Raw genomic sequence first — 19901 nt, 5'->3', positions numbered from 1 at the left:
TAACATAAACGGAGCGGCTGCGGACGGTATACGTTAGTTTGCCGATCGTGGCACGCCGTCAAATGATCGCCGCTAGTTGGCCTTGGCGGTGTTGAGGTCGTCGAACGTGCGCACGACATCCACGACCGAACGGGCCTGCAGCTTCTTCATCATCCGACTGCGGTGAAGCTTGACCATTATCTCGCTGATGTTCATCTCCCGTGCTATCGCCTTGTTGGGCAACCCTTTCGAAACAAGGGCGAATACTTCAGATTCACGCGGTGTGAGCGTATCTACGACTGTTTGCGCGTGGAATCGCGCGAGATATTTGGCACGCATCTCCGCATTGCGCGAAAGCGCGAGAGCTGTAAGCTCTGCGAGAGTTTCGAGCTTCAGTGGTTTCAATAGGAAGTCAAACGCTCCGGCCTTCATGGCCGAGACGCTGGCCTCGACACAAGCGTCCCCCGTGATAAATATGATCGGCAATGGGCACCCTGCAGCAGACAGCTTTTCCTGCAGTTCCAGACCGGTCATTCCAGGCATCCGGACGTCCAGAAGAACGCATCCGGGTTCCGATAAGTCGGCCTGCTCCATAAAGTCGCTCGCTGACGCATACGCCGTAGCCTTCGTGCCGACCGACGCGAAGAAATCGACAAGCGACGTTCGAATTCTGGCATCGTCATCAATGACGTGAACCGTCCTAGACGACATCGAGGGATGGCTGGCCTTAGTCATGGTGGCCTCAGCAGATTGAGCAATTCATTGCTATCTATCGGCTTGCTGAGAAATGCACGGGCTCCCAGTTTTAAAGCGACAGCCGAAGCATCCGGGTCTGGATAGGATGTCATTATGATGACTGGTTGCTCAATTCCATCTTCCCTCAGCCGCCGGAGAAGTTCAACTCCAGACATTCCTGGCATTCGCAGATCGCTGAGAATGCAATCGCAAGTGAGGTAGCCCTTCCTAGTGACGAAATCTTCGCCCGAAGCATATAGCTCGCCGTAGAATCCGGCCGACGCAAGCATATCCTCCAACGCGACGCGGAAATTACGGTCGTCATCGACTATAGCGATAGTCTTCGCCCGGGAGCCAGACATTCCTTGGCAACCTATGTTGCACTCCATGCAGCGCATTGGATCGCCGCGACGAAGCATTAGAGGTCGTAGAGGGTCGTCCTTAGGCGGTCCTGTACCGCCCAACGATACCATGGCTGCCCTCACGAAGAAGGTATACTAAAGTTTGTGTTTTCAGTTCGCCATCCCTGCGATTCGAAAGCTTCACCTTCAAATACTTCTGCAAACTGCCTCGCCTTGCTAAGAACAATTCGACCATGTCTCGAGACTCAAACGAAAGTGACCGCAACGACGCTCGTGGAATAGCGCAGATGATGCGGGTCGGCCTTTTCAAGACTGTCAATCAGCGTCCAAAATTCACCCCTTATCGGCATCCAATTTTGACCCCCCTGATGATGTAGATCAGCGCTTGGCCTGCCCGGCGCTGGCCGGGGTTGCAGAGGGTAGGCCAAGTGCGGGTGATGTCGTTCTTCGGCTTTAGCTTTGAGAGCGGTTCTTGAAGCGCCAGGATTCGTTTCCGGTTTCGACAATCTCGCAATGATGGGTGAGACGGTCGAGCAGCGCCGTCGTCATCTTGGCGTCGCCGAACACCGTCGGCCATTCGCCGAATGCCAGGTTTGTGGTGACGATGATCGACGTGCGCTCGTAGAGCCTGCTGATCAGATGGAACAGGAGCTGACCTCCCGCCTGGGCAAAGGGTAGATAACCAAGTTCGTCGAGGATGATGAAGTCGAGACGGTTGAGGTAGTCGGCTGTCCGCCCCTGCTTGCCGCTGCGCGTTTCCGTTTCCAGTCGATTGACCAGATCGACGACATTGAAGAAGCGCCCGCGTGTTCCGTTGCGGATCAGTGCACGGGCAATTGCAATGGCGAGATGGCTCTTTCCGGTTCCCGTGCCGCCGACGAGAACGACGTTGCGCTGATCGGCGACGAAGGTGCCTGTAGCCAGTTCCCGCACCAAGGATTCATTGAGCGGCGTATCGGTGAAGTCGAAATCGTCGATGTCCTTTGCGAGCGGCAGCTTGGCGATGCTGAGTTGGTAGCGAATGGAGCGGGCCTGCTTCTCGGCGATCTCCGACTGCAGAAGGTCGCCGACGATGCGCGGCGGTTCATGCTGTCGTTTGATGCCGTTGCCCATGACCTCGTCGTAAGCACTACGCATTCCATAGAGCTTGAGCGTGCTCATAAGTTCGAGAACCTGTGTGCGTTCCATCAGCTTGCCCTCCTGAGGCTGTCATACCGTGCACAGTCGGCGACCGGCTCATGGGTCAACCGCAGCGCATCTGGGGTCTGAAGAGTGATTGCCGGAGCCGGATCACGGCTGCGGGCCAGAATGTTGATGATCACCGAGGCCGAGCAGACGCCATGATCCAGCGCCTCCTGGCAGGCAGCCTCGACGGCCGTCAGGCCATCGGCAGGAACGCATCCGAGGATGGTGACCATTTGCCGATCACCATCATGAACGCTCTTCAGCCGACGGCGGACTTTCTCCATGGCCGCTGGCAGAACCCATTCGCGGAACGGCGCACCGTTGCGCAAAGCACCGGGCTTGCGAGCCAGAACAGGGACGTAATGCCAGGGGTCGTAGACCGTTTCGCCACGACCAAAGGAACGCGGATGCTCGCCGACAATCACACCATCCTGCCGGATGACGATCTTCTCGGCATAGGCATGAACTTCAACAGGGCGGCCGACCGCCGTCGAGAGGACGGAATATTTATTGTTGTCGAAGCGGACCGTGCAGGTCTTCGACACCGAGGCCGGGACGCAGTGGAACCGTCGAACGGTCCAACGTAATGGACTAGGCTGCCGCGCTCCTCCTCGAACACCTGCCAGATCATTCGCTCGGTCTGCTCAGGATGGCCGTGAGCCTTGGCGTAGGCGATGCACTTATCGAGCAGCCAGACGTTCAGCTCCTCCAGGCTTTTGACGCGCAGGCGTGGGATGAAGAAGCGTTCGCGCACGAGACCAACCTGGTTCTCGACCTGTCCCTTCTCCCATCCGGATGCGGGCGTGCAGGCGACCGGGTGGACCAGATAGTGGCTGCACATCTGCAGGAAGCGGCGATTGTATTGCCGCTCCTTTCCAACGAACACCGCTTCGACCGCCGTCTTCATGTTGTCGTAGATGCCGCGCGTGCAGGTACCACGGAAGAAGGCGAAGGCCTTGTCATGCGCGTCGAACACCATCTCCTGGCTCTCGCGCATGTAGGCCCGGAATGAGGCGGCGCAAACCATGCTGACTCGCTTGGTGAAGTGGTGTTGGCTCAAGGCATGGGCAATGAACATTGCAAAACGGCATGGCAGAAAGAAAGCCACCGTTGCATTGGCAAGAAGGCTTGCGGTGGTGATGCATAGGATGTGGGTAGACGGCTCAGAATTCCGCTGGACGCGGGAGCAGGCGCCTGGCGCCTGACTGTAGAACGCAAAATTTCAAGGCGAACCAGGAAAGCAATTTCGAAGTTCCGCTCAGCGGCGGAAGACGTCCCTCGCGGACGATGGTGATGTGAGTTCGTGCGGCCGCTATTCCGATGACAATACGATCATCAGGTTGCAGCATAGATTGGGCCACGTCATCTTCTGAACCCCATGGTGGGAAGGCTGTTTGCCGATCCCGGAGAGAAGCACGGGCCGCGAGAAACGCACAATGCCGCATCGAGCAGGAAGTTACGAAAGAACTTGACCTTAACACGCCGATTAGAGAAGTGGTCGCGCGAACAAGCGTGGGAAAGCGGGAATTCGCGTCACACGAGGGCGCGAAGAAGGGCAGCCGCAGGAGCGTCAGCGTAAGGGGTCGGAAGGAGACGCGGGACCGACTGCTCCGCGACCGAGTGTTCCGCTTTTCCGGCCGACGTCGCGGCTGGTGGCGCTCTCGATAACAGACGTCCGGCCCCTCCCCGCCCTCACCTGCCCGGCCGTGCCAGCGATCGTGCAATATCGATGATGTCATCACGACCGGCAGTCGGATCCTCCCGGTTCCAGGCGACACCGAGCCCGATCTTGAAATCAATCCCCCTTACCTTCTTGAGCTCAAAGCCGCGGTTCGGCAGATCCTGCGTCCATTCCGGCACGAAGCCGATGCCAAGGCCGGCAGAGACCAGCGACACCAGTGAGAAGGTGTCGTCACAGGTATAAGCGACATTGTCGGTCAGATCGTGCTCCTCGAACTTTTCCGCGAAATAGCGCTCGCTGTAGGAAAGGTTCTGGCGGGAAAAGGAGATGATCTTCTCGGAGCGCAGATCCTCAAGATCGATCTCGCTCTTCAAGGATAGCGGGCTCACTTTGGCCACCGCCAGCAGATAGCGTTCATGGGCAATCGAGAAGAAGCGAAGCGAGCCGATATTCTCCACCGGCCGGATGAAGCCGAGATTGATGCTGCCTGCCATTCGTAAACTCGTGGATGCTCGACCGACCTACGGCTATCGGCGGATCGCTGCCCTTCTCAACAGGCAGCGGCGAGCCCCCGATCTGCCCGTCGTCAATCGCAAGCGAGTTCATCGCATCATGGCCAATCACGCTATGATCCTTGAGAAACACACGGCGGTGCGAATAGGCCGTGTCCACGACGGCAAGGTCATGGTCATGCGGTCTAACCTGCGCTGGTGCTCGGATGGCCTTGAGTTCACCTGCTGGAATGGCGAAGTGGTCCGTCTCGCGTTCATCATCGATGCGTTTGACCGGGAAATTATCTCATGGGCAGCCGTCGCCAATGCCGGGATATCGGGCTCCGACATTCGAGACATGATGTTGGAGGCCGTCGAAAAGCGCTTCGGCGCAACCAGCGCCCCGCATGCGATAGAACATCTATCTAATAACGGCAGTGCATACACCGCGCGGGAGACTAGGCTGTTTGCCCAAGCCCTCAACCTGATCCCATGCTTCACGCCCGTGGCCAGTCCTCAGTCCAACGGCATGTCGGAGGCTTTCGTCAAAACCCTGAAGCGGGACTACATACGCATCTCACCCATTCCGGACGCCGCAACAGCCCTCCGGAAGATCGACGGATGGATCGAAGACTATAGTGAAATCCACCCACACTCAGCGCTGAAAATGGCCTCCCCAAGGGAGTTCATCAAAGCATTGTCTCAATAGCTGATCTGTCCGGCGAAATGGGGGGCACTCCACACCGTCGCTGTCTGGCTGCAGTTGATGGGAATCGAACCTAAGGCCAATTTGTTATCGAAACCGTCGAAGTTTCAAAAATGCTCGAGTCTGGAGACTGAGCGAAATTCTCACGCGCTAACGCCACAATGCCGATATTGGAACAGCGGACAAACGTTCCCCGAAAGGGATCACCCTGTCATGGTCGTACAAGACGATACCCGAAACAAACCTTTCTCCGGATGCTTCGGCCAAAATTCGCAACCCCGAAAAATCGGAATTCGAGACGGTTGCTGCCGCTTTTATCTCAATACCGACGATCCGCCCCCTTCTATCTTCGATGACGATATCGACTTCGTTCTGCTGCTTGTCCCGAAAGTGCGAAAACTCGAAGCGGGTTTGCCCACCGCTGGCGAGTTTGAGGATCTCCCCAAAAACAAAAGTCTCCAGTAACGCCCCGAACTGGCCCCTGTCGTCGCGGAGGCGCTCAAGAGAGAGGTCGCGAAGGGATGCGAGAAGACCAGAATCGAGGAAATGTATTTTCGGCGTCTTGGTCAGGCGTTTCAGTTTGTTGGAAAACCAAGGTTGCACGGTTCGAGCGAGGAACAGGCTCTCGAAGATTCCGACGTATTTTTGCGTCGTGATGTGGTTCATCCCGATGGCAGCCCCGATCCCGGAATAGTTCACGAGCTGGCCCGAATGCTCTGCTAGAATGCGTAGCAGTCGCGGCATTTGAGCAATCTGCTCGATTTGCGCGATATCGCGAACGTCGCGTTGAACGATCGCCTGGATGTAATCCGCATACCAGTCCTGTCTGCGGCTCAAGGTTTTGCGGCCCAATGCCTCGGGATATCCACCGGCCAGAACCGCAGCCATCAGGTCGTCTCCGACGATTGGTTCTCCGGCCTTTGCTTCGTTTTGAAAGGCGTCACGCAGGAAGCTGCTGCCGGCCCGTCTGATCTCGCTTTGCGCAAGCGGCAGCAATCGAACGACCTCCATACGCCCTGCAAGCGAGTCTGCCACGCGTGGCAGCGTCATAAGATTGGCTGAACCGGTCAGGAGGAAACGCCCTGGGCGCTGGTCGGTGTCCACACTCTCCTTGATCGCCAACAACAGCTCGGGAGCGCGCTGAATTTCATCGATAATGGCGCGGTCCATACCCCTTACAAAGCCAACTGGATCCTGTCGCGCTGCCTCCAGGGTCGTCCCATTGTCCAGCGTGTAATACTCCATCCCCTCGTTGGCCATCTTCCTGGCCAACGTCGTTTTGCCTGATTGTCGGGGACCTACGATTAGAACGACTCGCGTGTCTGACATGGCGTCGGCAACGCGTTGCTCAACGAGCCTTGGATACAGCGCCATAGCTTCATTCCATTGGTGACCGTTTGAAACTACGGCGATGACCAATTGAAAGTCAAGTCTTGACCAATTGAAGTTCACGTGGCGGCCAATTGAAACAACAAACCAAAAGTCGGTGGCATGCTAGATAGCAGTATGAGGTAGGCGAGAGGCCATCGCATCCCCAAGCCCGCCAGCTTTTAACAACGGAAATAATGCAGCTCTTGAAAAGTATCGAACCTGCGACCCTGCAACTACGGCCAGCGACGTAAGACTCTGTGTGCGTCCCAGAAGCTTGATTAAACGGACCAATGATTCGGATCGGTTCTTTCTGAACCGTCTAAAAGGCCAAACCCTGAAAACACGCAATAGGCGCGCCCCATCGGAGCAGCGTTATGCGCGGACCGCAACAGAATATGAGCCGGCCCTTAATTCCGAAACACGGGGCACAACAAATGCGATGGCGATCTGGCCGCCATCTTCGCCGCGAATGCCGACCGATCCAGCCATGTCGGTCATTGAACGCTCCTGCGGACCGGTGTGGCGGCATTGCGTGTCCACATTCTGGCATGCATCTTGCCTATCTCGATGAAAGCGGCTGAGAGAGGTAGCGCGCGTCGATCCGTGCGGGGACGGTCCCCGCATAGGCTTGATCTGCGCATGGATTGCCTGGAGGGCCAGATGTATCCGATGCAAAGAGACAATGCAGATTTCATCGGTGTGACGATGAACTATCTCGGGGCGTTCATGGGGTCCGACCGGATCGCATTTTATCGGGTCGACAATGGCCAGACGATGACTGATTTCGCGCTCCAGAATATCGATCACAGTTTTCACAACGGCTATCTCAGCGGCATGCATGCCTTTGATCCGCTTCATGTTTCTCGCCTGAATAGGGCAGACCAGCGCGCCGCCATCTACCATTTGTGGCGACAGGAGCGCGACTGTCTTCCCCAGGCGATTTCGAAATACCGCTCGTTCCTGAGCTGTTTCGAAATCTCCGACGTCTTTGAGCTGTTGTTCCGGTTCGAGGGACACGTTGTCGCTGGAGCAAGCGTCCTTTACCGGGACCGGCAGACGATCGAGCCGCTGCACATCTCGGCAGCACACGCCTATATCGAGTTCAACCTCCAAAGGCATATCCGTAAATCCGGCGGATATGTGCGGATGTTGCTGACGAACAAGCTCGGCCTTTCCCCTCGCGAGATTGAGGTGATCGATCTGATCTGCTGCGGGCGCACCAATTCCGAGATCGCGGAACTGCTGCAGATCGGCATGGCCACCGTAAAGACCCATCTCATCAGGATCTATCAAAAGCTGGGCGTTGAAAATCGCGCCAGCGTCGTCGCCTTCATGGCGCACCTCCAGTAGGCGTCAACCATTCGGTTGATTGCCAATCTGCTGCGATTTGCGGAAGTTTCGGTCTTGGCTCGGGCAGGCCAAACAGAGACGGAGCAATCAGAACATGAGCGACATCAACCCCGCATGGATCATGGTCGGAGATCTGGAAAAAGGGTTCTCGGCCGACAACTACATGCTTGAATCCACCGGTGCGCTACTCGGCAAGGTCATCCGCTTGACCGATGCCAAAGGTGCGGAAACCGAAATCACCTTCGAGACGGCGGACACGCTGACCTGGAAGCGTGCAGCCGACGGACAGCGTGGTAGCGAGCATTATTTCGCAACATCGCTGCGGGATGGCATCTTCTTCATCGACTACATCTCCTGTGAAACGAGCGTCAGTCTCGTGGTCGATCTGGCACGCAACCTGTACACGTCCGTGACGGCACGCCTGCCCGCGCAGGATGATATCGACAAGAGCCTTTTCAAGCGCGCCGCCGAAGGGCAGGAGCTGACCTCCGTGACGGCTGCAATCTTCTCCGGCCGTCTTGCAGGCTCGGGCAGAGACGCAGCCGAACTCCACCATCCCACCGCGGAAATGGTTGGAAAGCGCGTGATGTACAATTACAGCAAGACAGAGCTCTACGAGCACATCTACCTGAACACCAGCTTGTACACCTGGCATTGCATCGAGGGTGTGGAGAAGGGCTTGGGTGACACCGACCGCTGCCACTACATCAAAATCGACCAGAACCTCTACCTGTTCGTCTGGCGAGAAAAAATCGTGCCGACGCTGGGCGTCGTGATGATCGACCTCGACCGCAAGAAGACCACGGGCAAGATCCTGGGCTACGAAGGCCAGAATGTCGGCAACCTCTCGAATTTCCCGGTCGGCGCGCATGCGCGGGTCCTCAACTTTACCAGCTACGCAGACGAGGCGTAAATCCGACCTCTGCCCCCAGTGCCTTGACGCGTTCAGTGCACCGGCGGGCGCAGGCTGAAAGCTGCACGGGCCGGGACTAGGCAAAGCATCGCGCTCAGGACCCGGCCAACCAACTTCAAATCACAAAACCGAAGCCTCCCAGAGGCCTATCGGAGGGGTAACATGACAGAGCCTTCATCACCGGCCGGCTCGCAAGGGCTGCGCAGCAATACCTTGGGCGTCGGCGCGATCACATTCCTGGTGGTCTCGGCGGCGGCACCGCTGACGGCGGTCGCAGGCGGCGTCCCGCTCGCGATGCTGCTCGGCAACGGAGCCGGCATTCCGCTGACCTTTCTGCTCGTGACCGCCATTCTGTTCCTGTTCGCAACGGGCTACGTGGCCCTGGCGCGGCACATCCGCAGCGCCGGCGCATTTTATGCCTACACGGCGCAGGGCCTTGGCGGACGGATTGGCGGTGCCGCGGCACTTGTCGCCATCCTTGCCTACAACGCCATGCAGATTGGCGTCTTCGGGCTGTTCGGCGCAGCCACAGCCGGCCTCTTTGTCGGGCTTGGGTTTAGCCTGCCGTGGTGGGTCTGGACCTATGTCGGCATCGCGGTCGTTGCCGTTTTCGGCTATCGCCGGGTCGATCTCTCCGCCAAGGTTCTCACCGTGCTGGTGATCTTGGAATATCTTGTCGTTCTGGTCATCGATGGAGCCATTCTTCTCAAAGGCGGAGATAGCGGTCTCTCTTCGACGCCGTTCACCCCTTCCGCGCTGCTAAGTGGTTCTCCCGCCATCGGGGTTCTCTTCTGCTTTGCCGCCTTCATCGGCTTTGAAGCCACGACGATCTACAGCGAGGAAGCGCGAGAACCGCGCAAGACGGTTCCGCGCGCAACCTATATCTCCGTCTTCATCATCGGCCTGTTCTACATGTTGACGTCGTGGCTGATGGTCGTCGGGGCGGGCGCCGACAAGCTCGTGCCTGAACTTCAGGGCCTGGCCGATCCCACGAGCTTTCTGTTCAACCTTGCGGAACGCTATGTCGGACACTGGGTCGTCGTCATCATGAACGTCCTGTTCGTCACCAGCCTGTTTGCCGGGGTTCTGGCCTTCCACAACGGCGTCGCCCGCTACAAGTATGTCGCCGGCCGCGAGGGGCTGCTGCCGGATCCGGTCGGGGTCACCCATCCTGTATTCCAGAGCCCGCATGTCGGTTCCGTCATTCAGACCATCATTGCCGTGCTCGTCACCACGCTCTTCGTGGTCACCGGGCAGGATCCCGTGCTGGCGATGTTCTCGTGGCTGACGAACGTGGCCACGCTGGCTATCATTCTCCTGATGGCGTCGACCTCCTTCTCCATCGTGGCCTTTTTCAGCCATCAGCCGGGATTGGAGAGCAATGTGCTTGTGACGAAGATCCTGCCGGTCATCACCGGCGTCATCCTCCTGGCGCTGGTCGTCCACATTACCATCAATTTTGGCGGCATCGCCGGGGCAAGCGGTTTTATCGCTATCCTGCTACCCAGTCTCGTGGTCATTGCCGCCGCCATCGGCTTCATCGCGGCTGCACGCCTGAAGTCGACCGACCCCGAGCGCTTCAGGCGCCTAGGCGCCGGTCAGGTGGCCTGATCGAAAGCAGACGCACCTCAACTGGATCCGGCGCACCATCCGGCGCCGAGATTGAATGGGCAGACAGTGATGGGCAATCCCCGGGGTGGTCACAATGGGCAGCGGTACACTGTAAGAGCTCCCCCTTTATAGAGCCTACCTTGGTGTTTTCATTCACCAACGCGGCTCTGGACGCCGCACTTTACGGCGAAGGAGTCGTGCTCGCGCAATTATCGATGGTCTGGGACGATATTGTAGCGGGCCGTCTGATCGTGCCATTCGACCTTCGGCTTCCCATGCCGCAACCTTACTATGTAGCGTGGTCCTCGGCGGCCTTTGATAAGCCCGCCGGCCGGGAATTCCATCGATGGATATTGAGCAAAGGGCGCCAGCAAGGAGACCTCGCTCATAGGTCCGCCTAGGTGGCATGAAGTAGGGCTCAACTTAGGAGAAAAGCGTCACGCAAGTAAAGCAGCGGCTCGCCTACATTGAAAGCTGCGATTGACCTGATCAGGCCAATGACGATCGCCTGAGGAGCGATGAATGATCGCGTCTTCCAGCTCACAGTCGAAGCTCGCCAAAGCACCTTCCAACCAATCCGCCCTTCTCAATCTGCCACCATCGGGCGCCTTCGTAGCGCGCGGCACCCCGAACGCCCTCAAGAATCATCAAGCGATCTATCTAAGGGAGAGGAAGAATAGATTTTTTGCGCTCCCGCATCGGACCGTGATTGCCCCACTTTTGGGGAAGTTTACCCGGCATTGATAGCGGCGGGATCACGACAGCGTGCCCACCAGCGACTGCTTACGGTAGACGGTGGATTTGTGGCTTGATGGAGGGGGACACTGGTGCCTTGGGAACCGACAAAAATGGGTTCAGATCCGCGGTATATAGCGCGTGGCCCAGATGGTTGTATTTGAGGCTAGTTGAATTACTCGCGAAATTGTAATTCGGACGAGGAGCCCAGGTGCGAGCTCCAGCGACGGAGGCTTGATGGACAAGATATTGCAGCAGTTCTTAGCAATAGCAGAATCTGGCTCATTCAGTCGCGCTGCGCAATTGCTGAGCGTGACGCAACCAACCCTTACGTTCAATATCAGGAAGCTTGAAGAGAGTCTTGGTGTCACGCTCTTCAAACGCACGGCCCGGGGCGCGATCCTTACACCTTACGGCGTGACCCTCTTCCAAAATGCGCGCGTGATGCGCAAGCTTTATGACAACACCATCGACCAGATCGATCGGCAGCGCATACAGTCCGAACTAACAATCAGTATCGGCGTCGGTTATACTTGGTGGATCCTCTTCCTTCGCGACTGGGTCTTTGAGCGCCGCAGTAGTCATCCCGATGCGCCTGTGCATGTGAGCGTGGGTAATCAGTTGCGCTGCATGGATCAGCTCCTCGCTGGCGAAATTTCAATGTTTCTCGGACATGAGACACCCGGCATGGCCGCGGAATTCAACACCCGGTTCGTGCCATTCGGCAGCGCGAAGCAGGGTTATTTCGTGCGAAAAGGGCATCCGTTGCTTAACGGGCCTCAGGCCTTTGAGGCCATTCAAGCCTACCCTGCAGTGGCCGTCGGTTCGCCCGAAGAACGCTACGAGCGGTTGTTCCTTCGGGACCGAGATGCGTTTGGCAATCCTCGTTTTCGTATGCAGCCAAATAGCTTCTCATCAAATTCCATGTCGGTCTGCGTGGAGTATATTTTGAAGAGCGAGGGGGTCCTTCGGTTCACCTCCGTAGTCGCGAAAGAACTGGAGGAGAAAGGGCTCCACCAGATCACGTTGCGGGATGATCAGGCGGAGCGGCCGGCCAGGGTGGGCATCTATGCCACACACAGCGCCGAACGCGACCCTCGACTCGCCGCCCTCCTTGAGGAAATCCAGGCTCTCGGTGCCTCAAAGCTGGCGACAATGGGACTAGATTAATTGTCGATATAGATAAATTCTATATTGCTTCGGATAAATCGTATTTTTCATATGCCCTCGTGATTGATATCTCTTTGGTGCCGAGTGAGGAGAGTTCGGCATAAAGGAGGAGCATATGATCAATCCTATCGGCCGCCGCCGGTTCTTGGAAATCGTGGGCCTCACAGCCCTTGCCGCCAACCTGAACGGAGCTATCGCTCACGCCGCCGCAGAAAGACTTCGCCTAATCTTCTGGGGCGGGCAAGCTCGCGCGGACAAGACTGGAAAGGCAAGCAAGCTTTTCACCAACCAAAATGGCGTCACGGTTCAAAACGAGTTTCTTGCCTGGAACGATTACTGGACGAAACTCGCCACACAGATCGCCGGCGGCAACGCGCCCGACGTCGTGCAAATGGACTACCGCTATATCGCCGAATATGCCGCCCGTAACGCAATCGCGCCGCTTGACGATTTTATCGGCAAGGAATTGAACCTCGCTGGCTTCGATAGAGATCAAATCGAGGGAGGTAAAGTCAACGGAAAGCTTTATGGCATCAGCCTCGGGGCAAACTCCGTCGCGACCATCGTCAATACCGCAGTTTTCGATAAAGCTGGCATTAAACTGCCAGTGGGTGGTTTCACCTATGACCAGCTCTATGAATATGCCGACGTCTTCAAGCAGGCGGGCCTACCCAACGGCATTCGCGTCATCGTGGACGCTTCGGGTAATGAACAGATGCTCGAAAACTGGCTGCGTCAGCGCAAGAAGGCGCTTTACACCGCCGACGGTCAACTTGCCTTCGATGCCGACGATGCCACAGAGTGGTTTACCTTGTGGTCGAAGCTGCGCGAGGCCGGCGTTTGCGTTACGGCCGAAGATAACGCGTTGGCAACAGGGCCGATGGAATCGACCATGATTGTGTCGGGCAAGGCCGCCCTTCAACCGGACAATTCAAATCTTCTGGTTGCCTATCAGTCCTTGATGCAGGATCCGCTGGCGCTCGCGCCCTACCCGTTGATTTCATCCGGTGCAATCGGTGGCCAGTACCGCAAACCGTCAATGTTCTTCTCGATCGCGAACTCGTCGGCCGCGAAAAGCCAAGCCGCCCAGTTCCTCAGTTTCTTTGTAAATGACCTGGAAGCTGCACAGCTTCTCGGGACCGAACGTGGCATTCCCTGTTCGGAACCGGTGCGCCAAGCCCTTGCCCCAACGCTGTCGCCGCTCGAACGTGCGGGGCTGGAATACGTGTCGGGGCTGGGCGATATCCTTGGTCCTATCCCTCCTTCTCCGCCGACGGCCGCCGGCGAGGTCAGCCAATCGGTGCTTGCCACTATCAGCCAGCAGGTCGCCTTCGGAATGGAAAAGCCGGAGAACGCCGGGCCGATGCTTATCCAGCAGGCAACCGAACTCCTGAGCCGGCGCTGATTATGACGGTTCTGAAGTCGCCCGAAACGGCCGCGCCACGCGGGGGAATGGTGCCGACAAAAGCGTCTAAGCGGTATTCCTCCACGCAGCGCGCGGCCTACCTCTTCTTGTTGCCCTGGGCGATCGGTTTTCTTTGCCTTTCGCTCGGCCCGATCCTGTGGTCGCTTTATCTGTCCTTTACAGATTTCGACCTTCTGACCGCGCCCGACTGGGTTGGTCCTGCCAACTACGTGCGCATGTTTACCGCAGACCCCAAATTTATGATTTCCGTCAGGATAACCTTTGTCTATGTCCTGTTCTCCGTGCCACTGAAGCTCGCTTTTGCGCTCGCCGTTGCCATGCTGCTCAATCGCGGCATCCGCGGTCTACCGCTTTACCGGGCGCTGTTTTACCTACCCTCGCTTCTCGGGGCGAGCGTTGCGATTGCCGTTCTCTGGCGACAGCTTTTTGCTGGCAATGGGCTGGTGAACCACTTCCTCGCCCAGTTCGGCATCGAGGGTCCGAGTTGGATCTCGAACCCCAACTACTCGCTATGGACGCTGATTATCCTCGCCGTCTGGCAATTCGGTTCGCCGATGATCGTCTTCCTCGCCGGCCTCCGGCAGATACCGGCCGATGTCTACGAGGCGGCGCGGGTCGACGGCGCCGGGCGCTGGCGGCAGTTCGCACGCATTACGGTGCCCCTACTCACTCCCGTCATCTTCTTCAACGCCATCATCCAGACGATCGATGCGTTCAAGACCTTTACGCCTGCCTTCATCATCTCGAACGGATCGGGCAATCCGGTCAATTCGCTGCTGTTCTATACCCTTTATCTTTATCAGGAAGCCTTCGGATATTTCCGCATGGGCTATGCCTCGGCCCTGGCTTGGGTGCTGCTGATCATCATAGCGCTGTTTACGGCCTTCGCCTTCCTCACCAGCCGCTATTGGGTGCACTATGACGAATAAGCTCTCGCTCTCCCAAGCTACGATGCGTTCGCGTGTTGCCGGCAGTGTCGCTCACGTGCTGCTCATCGGCGCCTCGATCGCAATGATTTATCCGCTGCTATGGATGCTGTCGGCCTCGTTCAGACCCGAAAACGAGATCTTCACCTCAACGAGCCTCATTCCGTCTACCTTTAGCCTCAACTCCTATGTCGAAGGCTGGAACGGTCTCCCGGTGAGCTTCGGCCGGTTCTTCAGCAATTCGTTCCTGATCGCGATACTTTGCGTCCTTGGCAACGTCTTTAGCTGTTCACTTGCCGCCTTCGCATTCTCGCGGCTGGAATTTCCGGGGCGCCGGATCTGCTTCGCGCTGATGCTGATGACTTTGATGCTCCCCTATCATGTGACCCTGATCCCGCAGTATGTGCTGTTCCGCGAACTTGGCTGGGTCAACACCTTCCTGCCGCTGGTTGTTCCGAAATTCCTCGCCGCCGATGCCTTCTTCATCTTCCTGATGGTGCAGTTCTTTCGCGGCCTTCCGAAGGAACTCGATGAGGCGGCGATGATCGACGGCTGCTCGCCTTGGCGGGTTTACTGGAAGGTGATCATGCCGCTGTCGATGCCGGTGCTCGCCACCGCCTCGATCTTCACCTTCATCTGGACCTGGGACGATTTTTTGGGACCGCTCATCTACCTGAGCGACATGCCGCAGTACACGGCGATGCTCGGACTCAGGACCTTCGTGGATTCGAGCGGCGTGTCGAATTTCGGCGGACTGTTCGCCATGTCCGTGCTGTCCCTGATGCCGGTCTTCGCCTTCTTCTTGCTCTTTCAGCGGCTGCTTATCGAAGGGATAGCAACAACGGGGATGAAGCGATGACGGGACTTTGTTCACGCCCGAAAATTAAGCTCAAGCCCAGCCGGGAGGCGATCGATGACATCCACCGTTGAGTTGCGCAACGTTACCAAATCCTATGGCGAGCTACAGGTGGTTCACGGCGTCGATCTTCAAATCGACCCTGGAGAGTTCGTTGTTTTCGTTGGACCATCCGGCTCCGGTAAATCGACTCTTTTGAGAATGGTCGCCGGACTCGAGGAGATTACTGGTGGCGACCTCATGATCGACGGCCGAACGGTCAATCATATCGCGCCCTACGAGCGCGGGATCGCCATGGTTTTCCAATCCTATGCGCTCTACCCTCACATGACGGTCTATAAGAACCTCGCCTTCGGCCTCGAGACCGCGAAGATGCCGAAGGAGGAAATCAAGCGACGGGTCCAGGAGGCAGCTGAGATCCTTCAGATCGAGGCACTCCTGGGTCGCAAACCACGGCAGCTATCCGGCGGTCAACGCCAGCGCGTGGCAATTGGCCGGGCAATCGTGCGCGAGCCGAAACTCTTCCTGTTCGATGAGCCGCTTTCTAACCTGGACGCCGAGCTGCGTGTCCAGATGCGCGTCGAGATCGCTAAGCTGCACAAGCGGCTCGGCAACACCACGATCTACGTGACCCACGATCAGGTCGAGGCGATGACCATGGCGCATAAGATCGTTGTGCTCAATAATGGGCGCATTGAGCAGGTCGGCTCTCCGCTTGATCTCTACAACGAGCCCTGCAATCGGTTCGTTGCCGGTTTTATCGGCTCGCCAAAGATGAATTTTCTTGCGGCCGCGGCTTCCTCGAACGGCGTTAGGATCGGCGACCTCTCGATGCCCTGCCCGTCATTCGAAACGCCTCCCGTCACCTTTGGCATCCGACCCGAGCACCTCTCGATCGTTGCCGGCAGCAGCAGGATCAAACTCGGCATCGCTGCGGTGGATCTTGTGGAGAGCCTCGGTGGGCAGACGGTCGTGTATGCCAGCCTCGCCGACGGGCAGCCGCTGACGATTTTGCTTGAAGGCCAGCCGGCGGTTGCCGACAGCGTGGAAGTATTCTTCGATTTGGGGAAGGCGCATTTCTTCGACCCGGACGGTCGCAAGACGCTGTCGAAGCACGTCCACGACGCCGAATTAACGGTGTGACAATGCATGACATCGGCCGGTTCAGGCTGGCTTGCAATAAGGAGTGAGCGATGTTGAGGTTTGCAGCTGTCGGTCTCGACCACGGCCATATTTTCGATCATGTGAAGGGACTTTTGGCGACTGGCGCTGAGTTTGTCGGCTATTGCCCCGAAACCACCGCCCCCGGCGTTCTCGAGGCGATGGAGAAGAATTATCCCGACGTGCCGAAGATCGACCGCGACCGGATCTTTGATGATCCGAAGATTGACGTCATCTGCATCTCCGCCGTCCCGGCGGATCGCGCGGACCTGGCCGCCCGTGCCATGAAGGCCGGGAAGGATGTGATGCTGGACAAGCCCGGGGTTACAACCTTTGAGCAGCTCGCGGAGGTTCGCAAGACGGTAGAGGAAACTGGAAAGATCTTTTCCATATGCTTCACCGAACGCCACAGCGTCCGCTCGGCGGTCAAAGCGGGCAAGCTGGTGCAGGAGGGGGCGATTGGCCGGGTCATCCAGACGATCGGCACCGGCCCCCACAAGCTTCAGCTTGCCTCACGACCGGATTGGTTTTTCGACCCCAAACGCTTCGGCGGCATCATCGTCGATATCGCTTCCCACCAGATAGACCAGTTTCTGTTCTATACAGGCTCGAAAACGGGCGAGATCGTTGCCAGCAGCATCGGCAATTTCACGATGCCGGAAAAGCCGAGCTTTCAGGATTTTGGCGACCTTCTTTTGCGTTCCGACAAGGCAACCGGCTATATCCGAGTCGATTGGCTCACCCCAGACGGGCTCGGCACGTGGGGCGACGGACGGCTGATCATCCTAGGTACCGAAGGCTACATCGAGCTTCGCAAGTATATCGACATTTCCGGCCGACCCGGCAAGGATCACCTCTTCCTCATTAACGGTACGGAAAACCGCTACATCGATTGCAGCGACGAGGAGCTCATATATTTCCGCGCCTTTGTCGACGACGTTGCCCATCGCACCGAAACGGCGATGTCGCAGGCCCATGTCTTTGAAGTCTGCCGCCTTTCGCTTGAGGCACAGGCCAATGCCGCCCGGATCGGCGCCGAGGGAGAATATTGAGATGACCAAGAGATTACGCGTCGGCGTCATTGGGGCCGGGATCGCCGCGAGGCATCTGTCCGGCTTTGGGTGGAACCCTAATCTGTTCGAGGTCGCCGTCCTTTGCTCGCTGGACGAGGACCGCGGGCGCGCACTTTGCGAGGAGCATAAGATCGCCGAATACACCCAAGACGTGGACACTTTGTTCGCGCGCGATGATCTCGACATCATTGACATCTGCACGCCGCCGGATTCGCATTTCGAACTCTGCAAGCGCGGCATTGAGGCCGGCAAGCATGTCATCTGCGAGAAGCCGCTTTATGGCTCGATCGCCGATGTTGATGCGATGATCAAGATCGTAGCCGGCTCAGACCGTTTGCTGATGCCGATCTTTCAGTACCGCTACGGCACCGGTTTGCAGAAGCTGAAGTACCTTATCGAACTTGGCCTGGCCGGCCGGCCGTTTCTCACGACCATCGAGACCCACTGGTGGCGCGGGCCGGACTACTATGCCGTTCCGTGGCGCGGCAAATGGACGAGCGAACTCGGCGGTGGGTTACTGGGTCACGCGATCCACGCCCATGACATGCTGAACTACGTCCATGGCGCCTGCGCCGAAGTGTTCAGCCATGGTACGACGCTGGTGAACCCAATTGAGGTCGAGGACACAGCGACGCTTTCGGTAAAGATGGAGAACGGCTCCCTGGCAGCTTTGTCCATGACACTCGGTTCCCGCAAGGAAATCTCACGATTGCGCTTCTGCTTTTCCGATCTGGTGGCGGAAAGCATTCTGGAACCCTACACGATGGGCCGTGACCCATGGACCTTCGTCGCGGGCACGGAAGAGCATCAGACCCGCGTCGACGCTGCACTTGCCGAATATAAGGACGAGGAGGACGGCTATACCCGCCAATTTCAGCTTTTCCACAAGGCACTCGTCGATGGTACTGAACCGCCAGTGACACTTAAAGATGCCCGCCGCTCTCTCGAACTCGTCACTGCCGCCTATCACTCGCAACGCACCGGCATGCCGACGGCAATGCCAATTTCCGCAAACCACCCGCTTTATCACTCGTGGCTGCCTGAGGCGGCGGGGGAGTGAAGACAACTGAGATCAACCGCTAGCAAAACAAGCGGTAGCGGACCTCTCGGCAGCATGGGTTGCTCCAAGGCCGGTCAAGGCTGCCGTCTGGTCAGCCTTCCTTGTTGATACCGCTCACCGACCTGAAAACCGGCGAGATAGGCTTCTGTCCCGGATTTTGAAAGTTGCGTATCTCGCCGAAGGTGCCGTTGATGCGCGGCCAGCGAGGATCACCTGCAAGTCGACCTCGAGACTACGCCTCCTGGGATGCCGACGGCGTGACACTCCTGTCGGGCGATATCGCCGAACTGGCGCATGAGGTGCGTTGGCGATCACTTCGACAGACTTAATGTTGGGCCGCTTCCACTCTAGCCAACTCGGGCGTTTGAACGGGCTTCCGCCGCCGGCTCATATATGAAGGTGGGAAACTTCGCACGGATCGCGTCGATTATCGAAAGCGTTCCTGAAAGATGTTTCCGGAGCGCGCTGACCGCGTCTTCCTCGTCTCCTTCGCGGACGCCATCGACGATCGCACGGTGTTCACGCAGCAAGGACTGGATCTTGCCTTCCATTGGCAGATTGAGACGGCGCAGCCGGTCGAGGTGAACACTCTGCTGTCTGATGACCTTCCAGAGAAGGTTGTTTCCGCTCCGCTCATAGAGCACACGGTGAAACTCACGATCCAGCGTATCGAATTGATCATACGTCGAAGGATCGGCCACCGCCTGCTGCTGCCGCAACACGCGATCCAACGCGTCTGCCGTTTCTTTCGGCGACGTCCTGACCAGCCGCCGGACGGCCTCCACTTCAACGGATAGTCGGAGGAATTGGGCCTGCCGAGCGTGGTCGACGTCGATACGAGAAACGCGGGTAGCGTATTGCGGGAAAATATCGACGAGCCCATCCTCCTGCAATCTTAAAAGTGCGTCCCGCACTGGCGTCTGACTTACTCCGAATTCTTCCATGAGCGAGGCCCGAGATAACGCGGTGCCTGGCTGGAGCGAGACCGTGAGGATCCGTTCCTTGAGAATTTCATGCACTTGCACAGCAACCTGTCTTGAGCGGTCGAGCAAGAGAAACCCAGTTTTCGTCGTCATAATGGTCTCCGATTCATCCTTTGAATCTACATAG

Annotated in this window: 17 protein-coding genes and 4 pseudogenes; 13 read left to right on the top strand and 8 right to left on the bottom strand. The window is 57.6% G+C overall.

Features of this window, described 5'->3' with window-relative positions:
* Nucleotides 1-72: 72 nt before the first annotated feature.
* The 4 genes and pseudogenes from JNB85_RS19150 to JNB85_RS19135 all read right to left on the bottom strand — a co-directional run.
* Nucleotides 73-714, bottom strand: a complete 642-nt coding sequence (locus JNB85_RS19150) for a response regulator transcription factor (protein WP_220335886.1) — start codon at nucleotides 712-714, stop codon at nucleotides 73-75.
* A complete protein-coding gene (locus JNB85_RS31240; protein ID WP_220335885.1) occupies nucleotides 711-1076 on the bottom strand; it encodes a response regulator transcription factor in 366 nt (121 codons plus the stop codon). The genes JNB85_RS19150 and JNB85_RS31240 overlap by 4 nt, the downstream gene beginning before the upstream one ends.
* Before the next feature lie 453 nt (nucleotides 1077-1529).
* Nucleotides 1530-2264 carry an IS21-like element helper ATPase IstB gene (gene istB, locus JNB85_RS19140; protein WP_220335884.1) on the bottom strand — a complete coding sequence of 245 codons (735 nt, stop codon included), beginning with the start codon at nucleotides 2262-2264 and terminating at the stop codon, nucleotides 1530-1532.
* Nucleotides 2206-3267, bottom strand: a pseudogene (locus tag JNB85_RS19135) (IS21/IS408/IS1162 family transposase); the annotation flags it as partial. The gene istB and the pseudogene JNB85_RS19135, both read right to left, overlap by 59 nt.
* Nucleotides 3268-3271: 4 nt before the next feature.
* Here JNB85_RS19135 and JNB85_RS30715 point away from each other — a divergent pair.
* Nucleotides 3272-3466 (top strand): annotated as a pseudogene (locus tag JNB85_RS30715) (IS110 family RNA-guided transposase); the annotation flags it as partial.
* A gap of 487 nt (nucleotides 3467-3953) precedes the next feature.
* Here JNB85_RS30715 and JNB85_RS19130 read toward each other — a convergent pair.
* A pseudogene (locus JNB85_RS19130) lies at nucleotides 3954-4430 on the bottom strand (LysR family substrate-binding domain-containing protein); the annotation flags it as partial.
* Between JNB85_RS19130 and JNB85_RS19125 the strand changes: the two are divergent.
* Nucleotides 4423-5142: pseudogene (locus JNB85_RS19125) on the top strand (IS3 family transposase); the annotation flags it as partial. The pseudogenes JNB85_RS19130 and JNB85_RS19125 overlap by 8 nt on opposite strands.
* Nucleotides 5143-5289: 147 nt before the next feature.
* Here JNB85_RS19125 and JNB85_RS19120 read toward each other — a convergent pair.
* A complete protein-coding gene (locus JNB85_RS19120) occupies nucleotides 5290-6513 on the bottom strand; it encodes an ATP-binding protein (RefSeq protein WP_220335883.1) in 1224 nt (407 codons plus the stop codon).
* Nucleotides 6514-6882: 369 nt separating this feature from the next.
* The gene (locus JNB85_RS30960) at nucleotides 6883-7008 is read right to left on the bottom strand and encodes a hypothetical protein (protein WP_262928187.1); all 126 of its coding nucleotides are present in this window, start codon (nucleotides 7006-7008) and stop codon (nucleotides 6883-6885) included.
* A gap of 162 nt (nucleotides 7009-7170) precedes the next feature.
* Here JNB85_RS30960 and JNB85_RS19115 point away from each other — a divergent pair, with 162 nt between their 5' ends.
* The 11 genes from JNB85_RS19115 (at nucleotide 7171) to JNB85_RS19065 (ending at nucleotide 18791) form a co-directional block, all read left to right on the top strand.
* Nucleotides 7171-7860: a helix-turn-helix transcriptional regulator gene (locus JNB85_RS19115; RefSeq protein ID WP_220335882.1), complete on the top strand. Its 690-nt coding sequence runs from the start codon at nucleotides 7171-7173 to the stop codon at nucleotides 7858-7860.
* Between the two features lie 94 nt (nucleotides 7861-7954).
* On the top strand, nucleotides 7955-8773 hold the full coding sequence (locus JNB85_RS19110) for a molybdenum cofactor biosynthesis F family protein (protein WP_220335881.1): 819 nt from the start codon (nucleotides 7955-7957) through the stop codon (nucleotides 8771-8773).
* 162 nt (nucleotides 8774-8935) lie between these two features.
* The gene (locus tag JNB85_RS19105) at nucleotides 8936-10384 is read left to right on the top strand and encodes an APC family permease (protein WP_220335880.1); all 1449 of its coding nucleotides are present in this window, start codon (nucleotides 8936-8938) and stop codon (nucleotides 10382-10384) included.
* Complete coding sequence (locus JNB85_RS31270) at nucleotides 10381-10785, top strand: LysR substrate-binding domain-containing protein (RefSeq protein ID WP_223216551.1); 405 nt, start codon at nucleotides 10381-10383, stop codon at nucleotides 10783-10785. Before JNB85_RS19105 ends, JNB85_RS31270 begins: the two co-directional genes overlap by 4 nt.
* Nucleotides 10786-11356: 571 nt before the next feature.
* Nucleotides 11357-12289 carry a LysR family transcriptional regulator gene (locus tag JNB85_RS19095; protein ID WP_220335878.1) on the top strand — a complete coding sequence of 311 codons (933 nt, stop codon included), beginning with the start codon at nucleotides 11357-11359 and terminating at the stop codon, nucleotides 12287-12289.
* A 115-nt stretch (nucleotides 12290-12404) separates the two neighbouring features.
* On the top strand, nucleotides 12405-13694 hold the full coding sequence (locus JNB85_RS19090) for an ABC transporter substrate-binding protein (protein ID WP_220335877.1): 1290 nt from the start codon (nucleotides 12405-12407) through the stop codon (nucleotides 13692-13694).
* A gap of 47 nt (nucleotides 13695-13741) precedes the next feature.
* A complete protein-coding gene (locus tag JNB85_RS19085) occupies nucleotides 13742-14644 on the top strand; it encodes a carbohydrate ABC transporter permease (protein WP_223216550.1) in 903 nt (300 codons plus the stop codon).
* A gap of 22 nt (nucleotides 14645-14666) precedes the next feature.
* Nucleotides 14667-15500: a carbohydrate ABC transporter permease gene (locus JNB85_RS19080; RefSeq protein ID WP_223216549.1), complete on the top strand. Its 834-nt coding sequence runs from the start codon at nucleotides 14667-14669 to the stop codon at nucleotides 15498-15500.
* A gap of 54 nt (nucleotides 15501-15554) precedes the next feature.
* Nucleotides 15555-16640, top strand: a complete 1086-nt coding sequence (locus JNB85_RS19075) for an ABC transporter ATP-binding protein (protein ID WP_220335874.1) — start codon at nucleotides 15555-15557, stop codon at nucleotides 16638-16640.
* 50 nt (nucleotides 16641-16690) lie between these two features.
* A complete protein-coding gene (locus tag JNB85_RS19070; protein WP_220335873.1) occupies nucleotides 16691-17710 on the top strand; it encodes a Gfo/Idh/MocA family protein in 1020 nt (339 codons plus the stop codon).
* Between the two features lies 1 nt (nucleotide 17711).
* Nucleotides 17712-18791, top strand: coding sequence for a Gfo/Idh/MocA family protein (locus tag JNB85_RS19065; RefSeq protein WP_220335872.1), 1080 nt, complete (start codon nucleotides 17712-17714; stop codon nucleotides 18789-18791).
* 347 nt (nucleotides 18792-19138) lie between these two features.
* Here JNB85_RS19065 and JNB85_RS19060 read toward each other — a convergent pair whose 3' ends face one another.
* Nucleotides 19139-19867, bottom strand: a complete 729-nt coding sequence (locus JNB85_RS19060) for a GntR family transcriptional regulator (RefSeq protein ID WP_220335871.1) — start codon at nucleotides 19865-19867, stop codon at nucleotides 19139-19141.
* Between the last annotated feature and the right edge of the window lie 34 nt (nucleotides 19868-19901).

Origin of the sequence: Rhizobium mesosinicum, assembly GCF_019511345.1 — a bacterium.
In the GTDB taxonomy this organism is placed as follows: Bacteria; Pseudomonadota; Alphaproteobacteria; order Rhizobiales; family Rhizobiaceae; genus Rhizobium; species Rhizobium mesosinicum.
The sequence above is the reverse complement of the archived record's forward strand: the minus strand, read 5'-3'. Positions and strand labels throughout refer to the sequence as shown.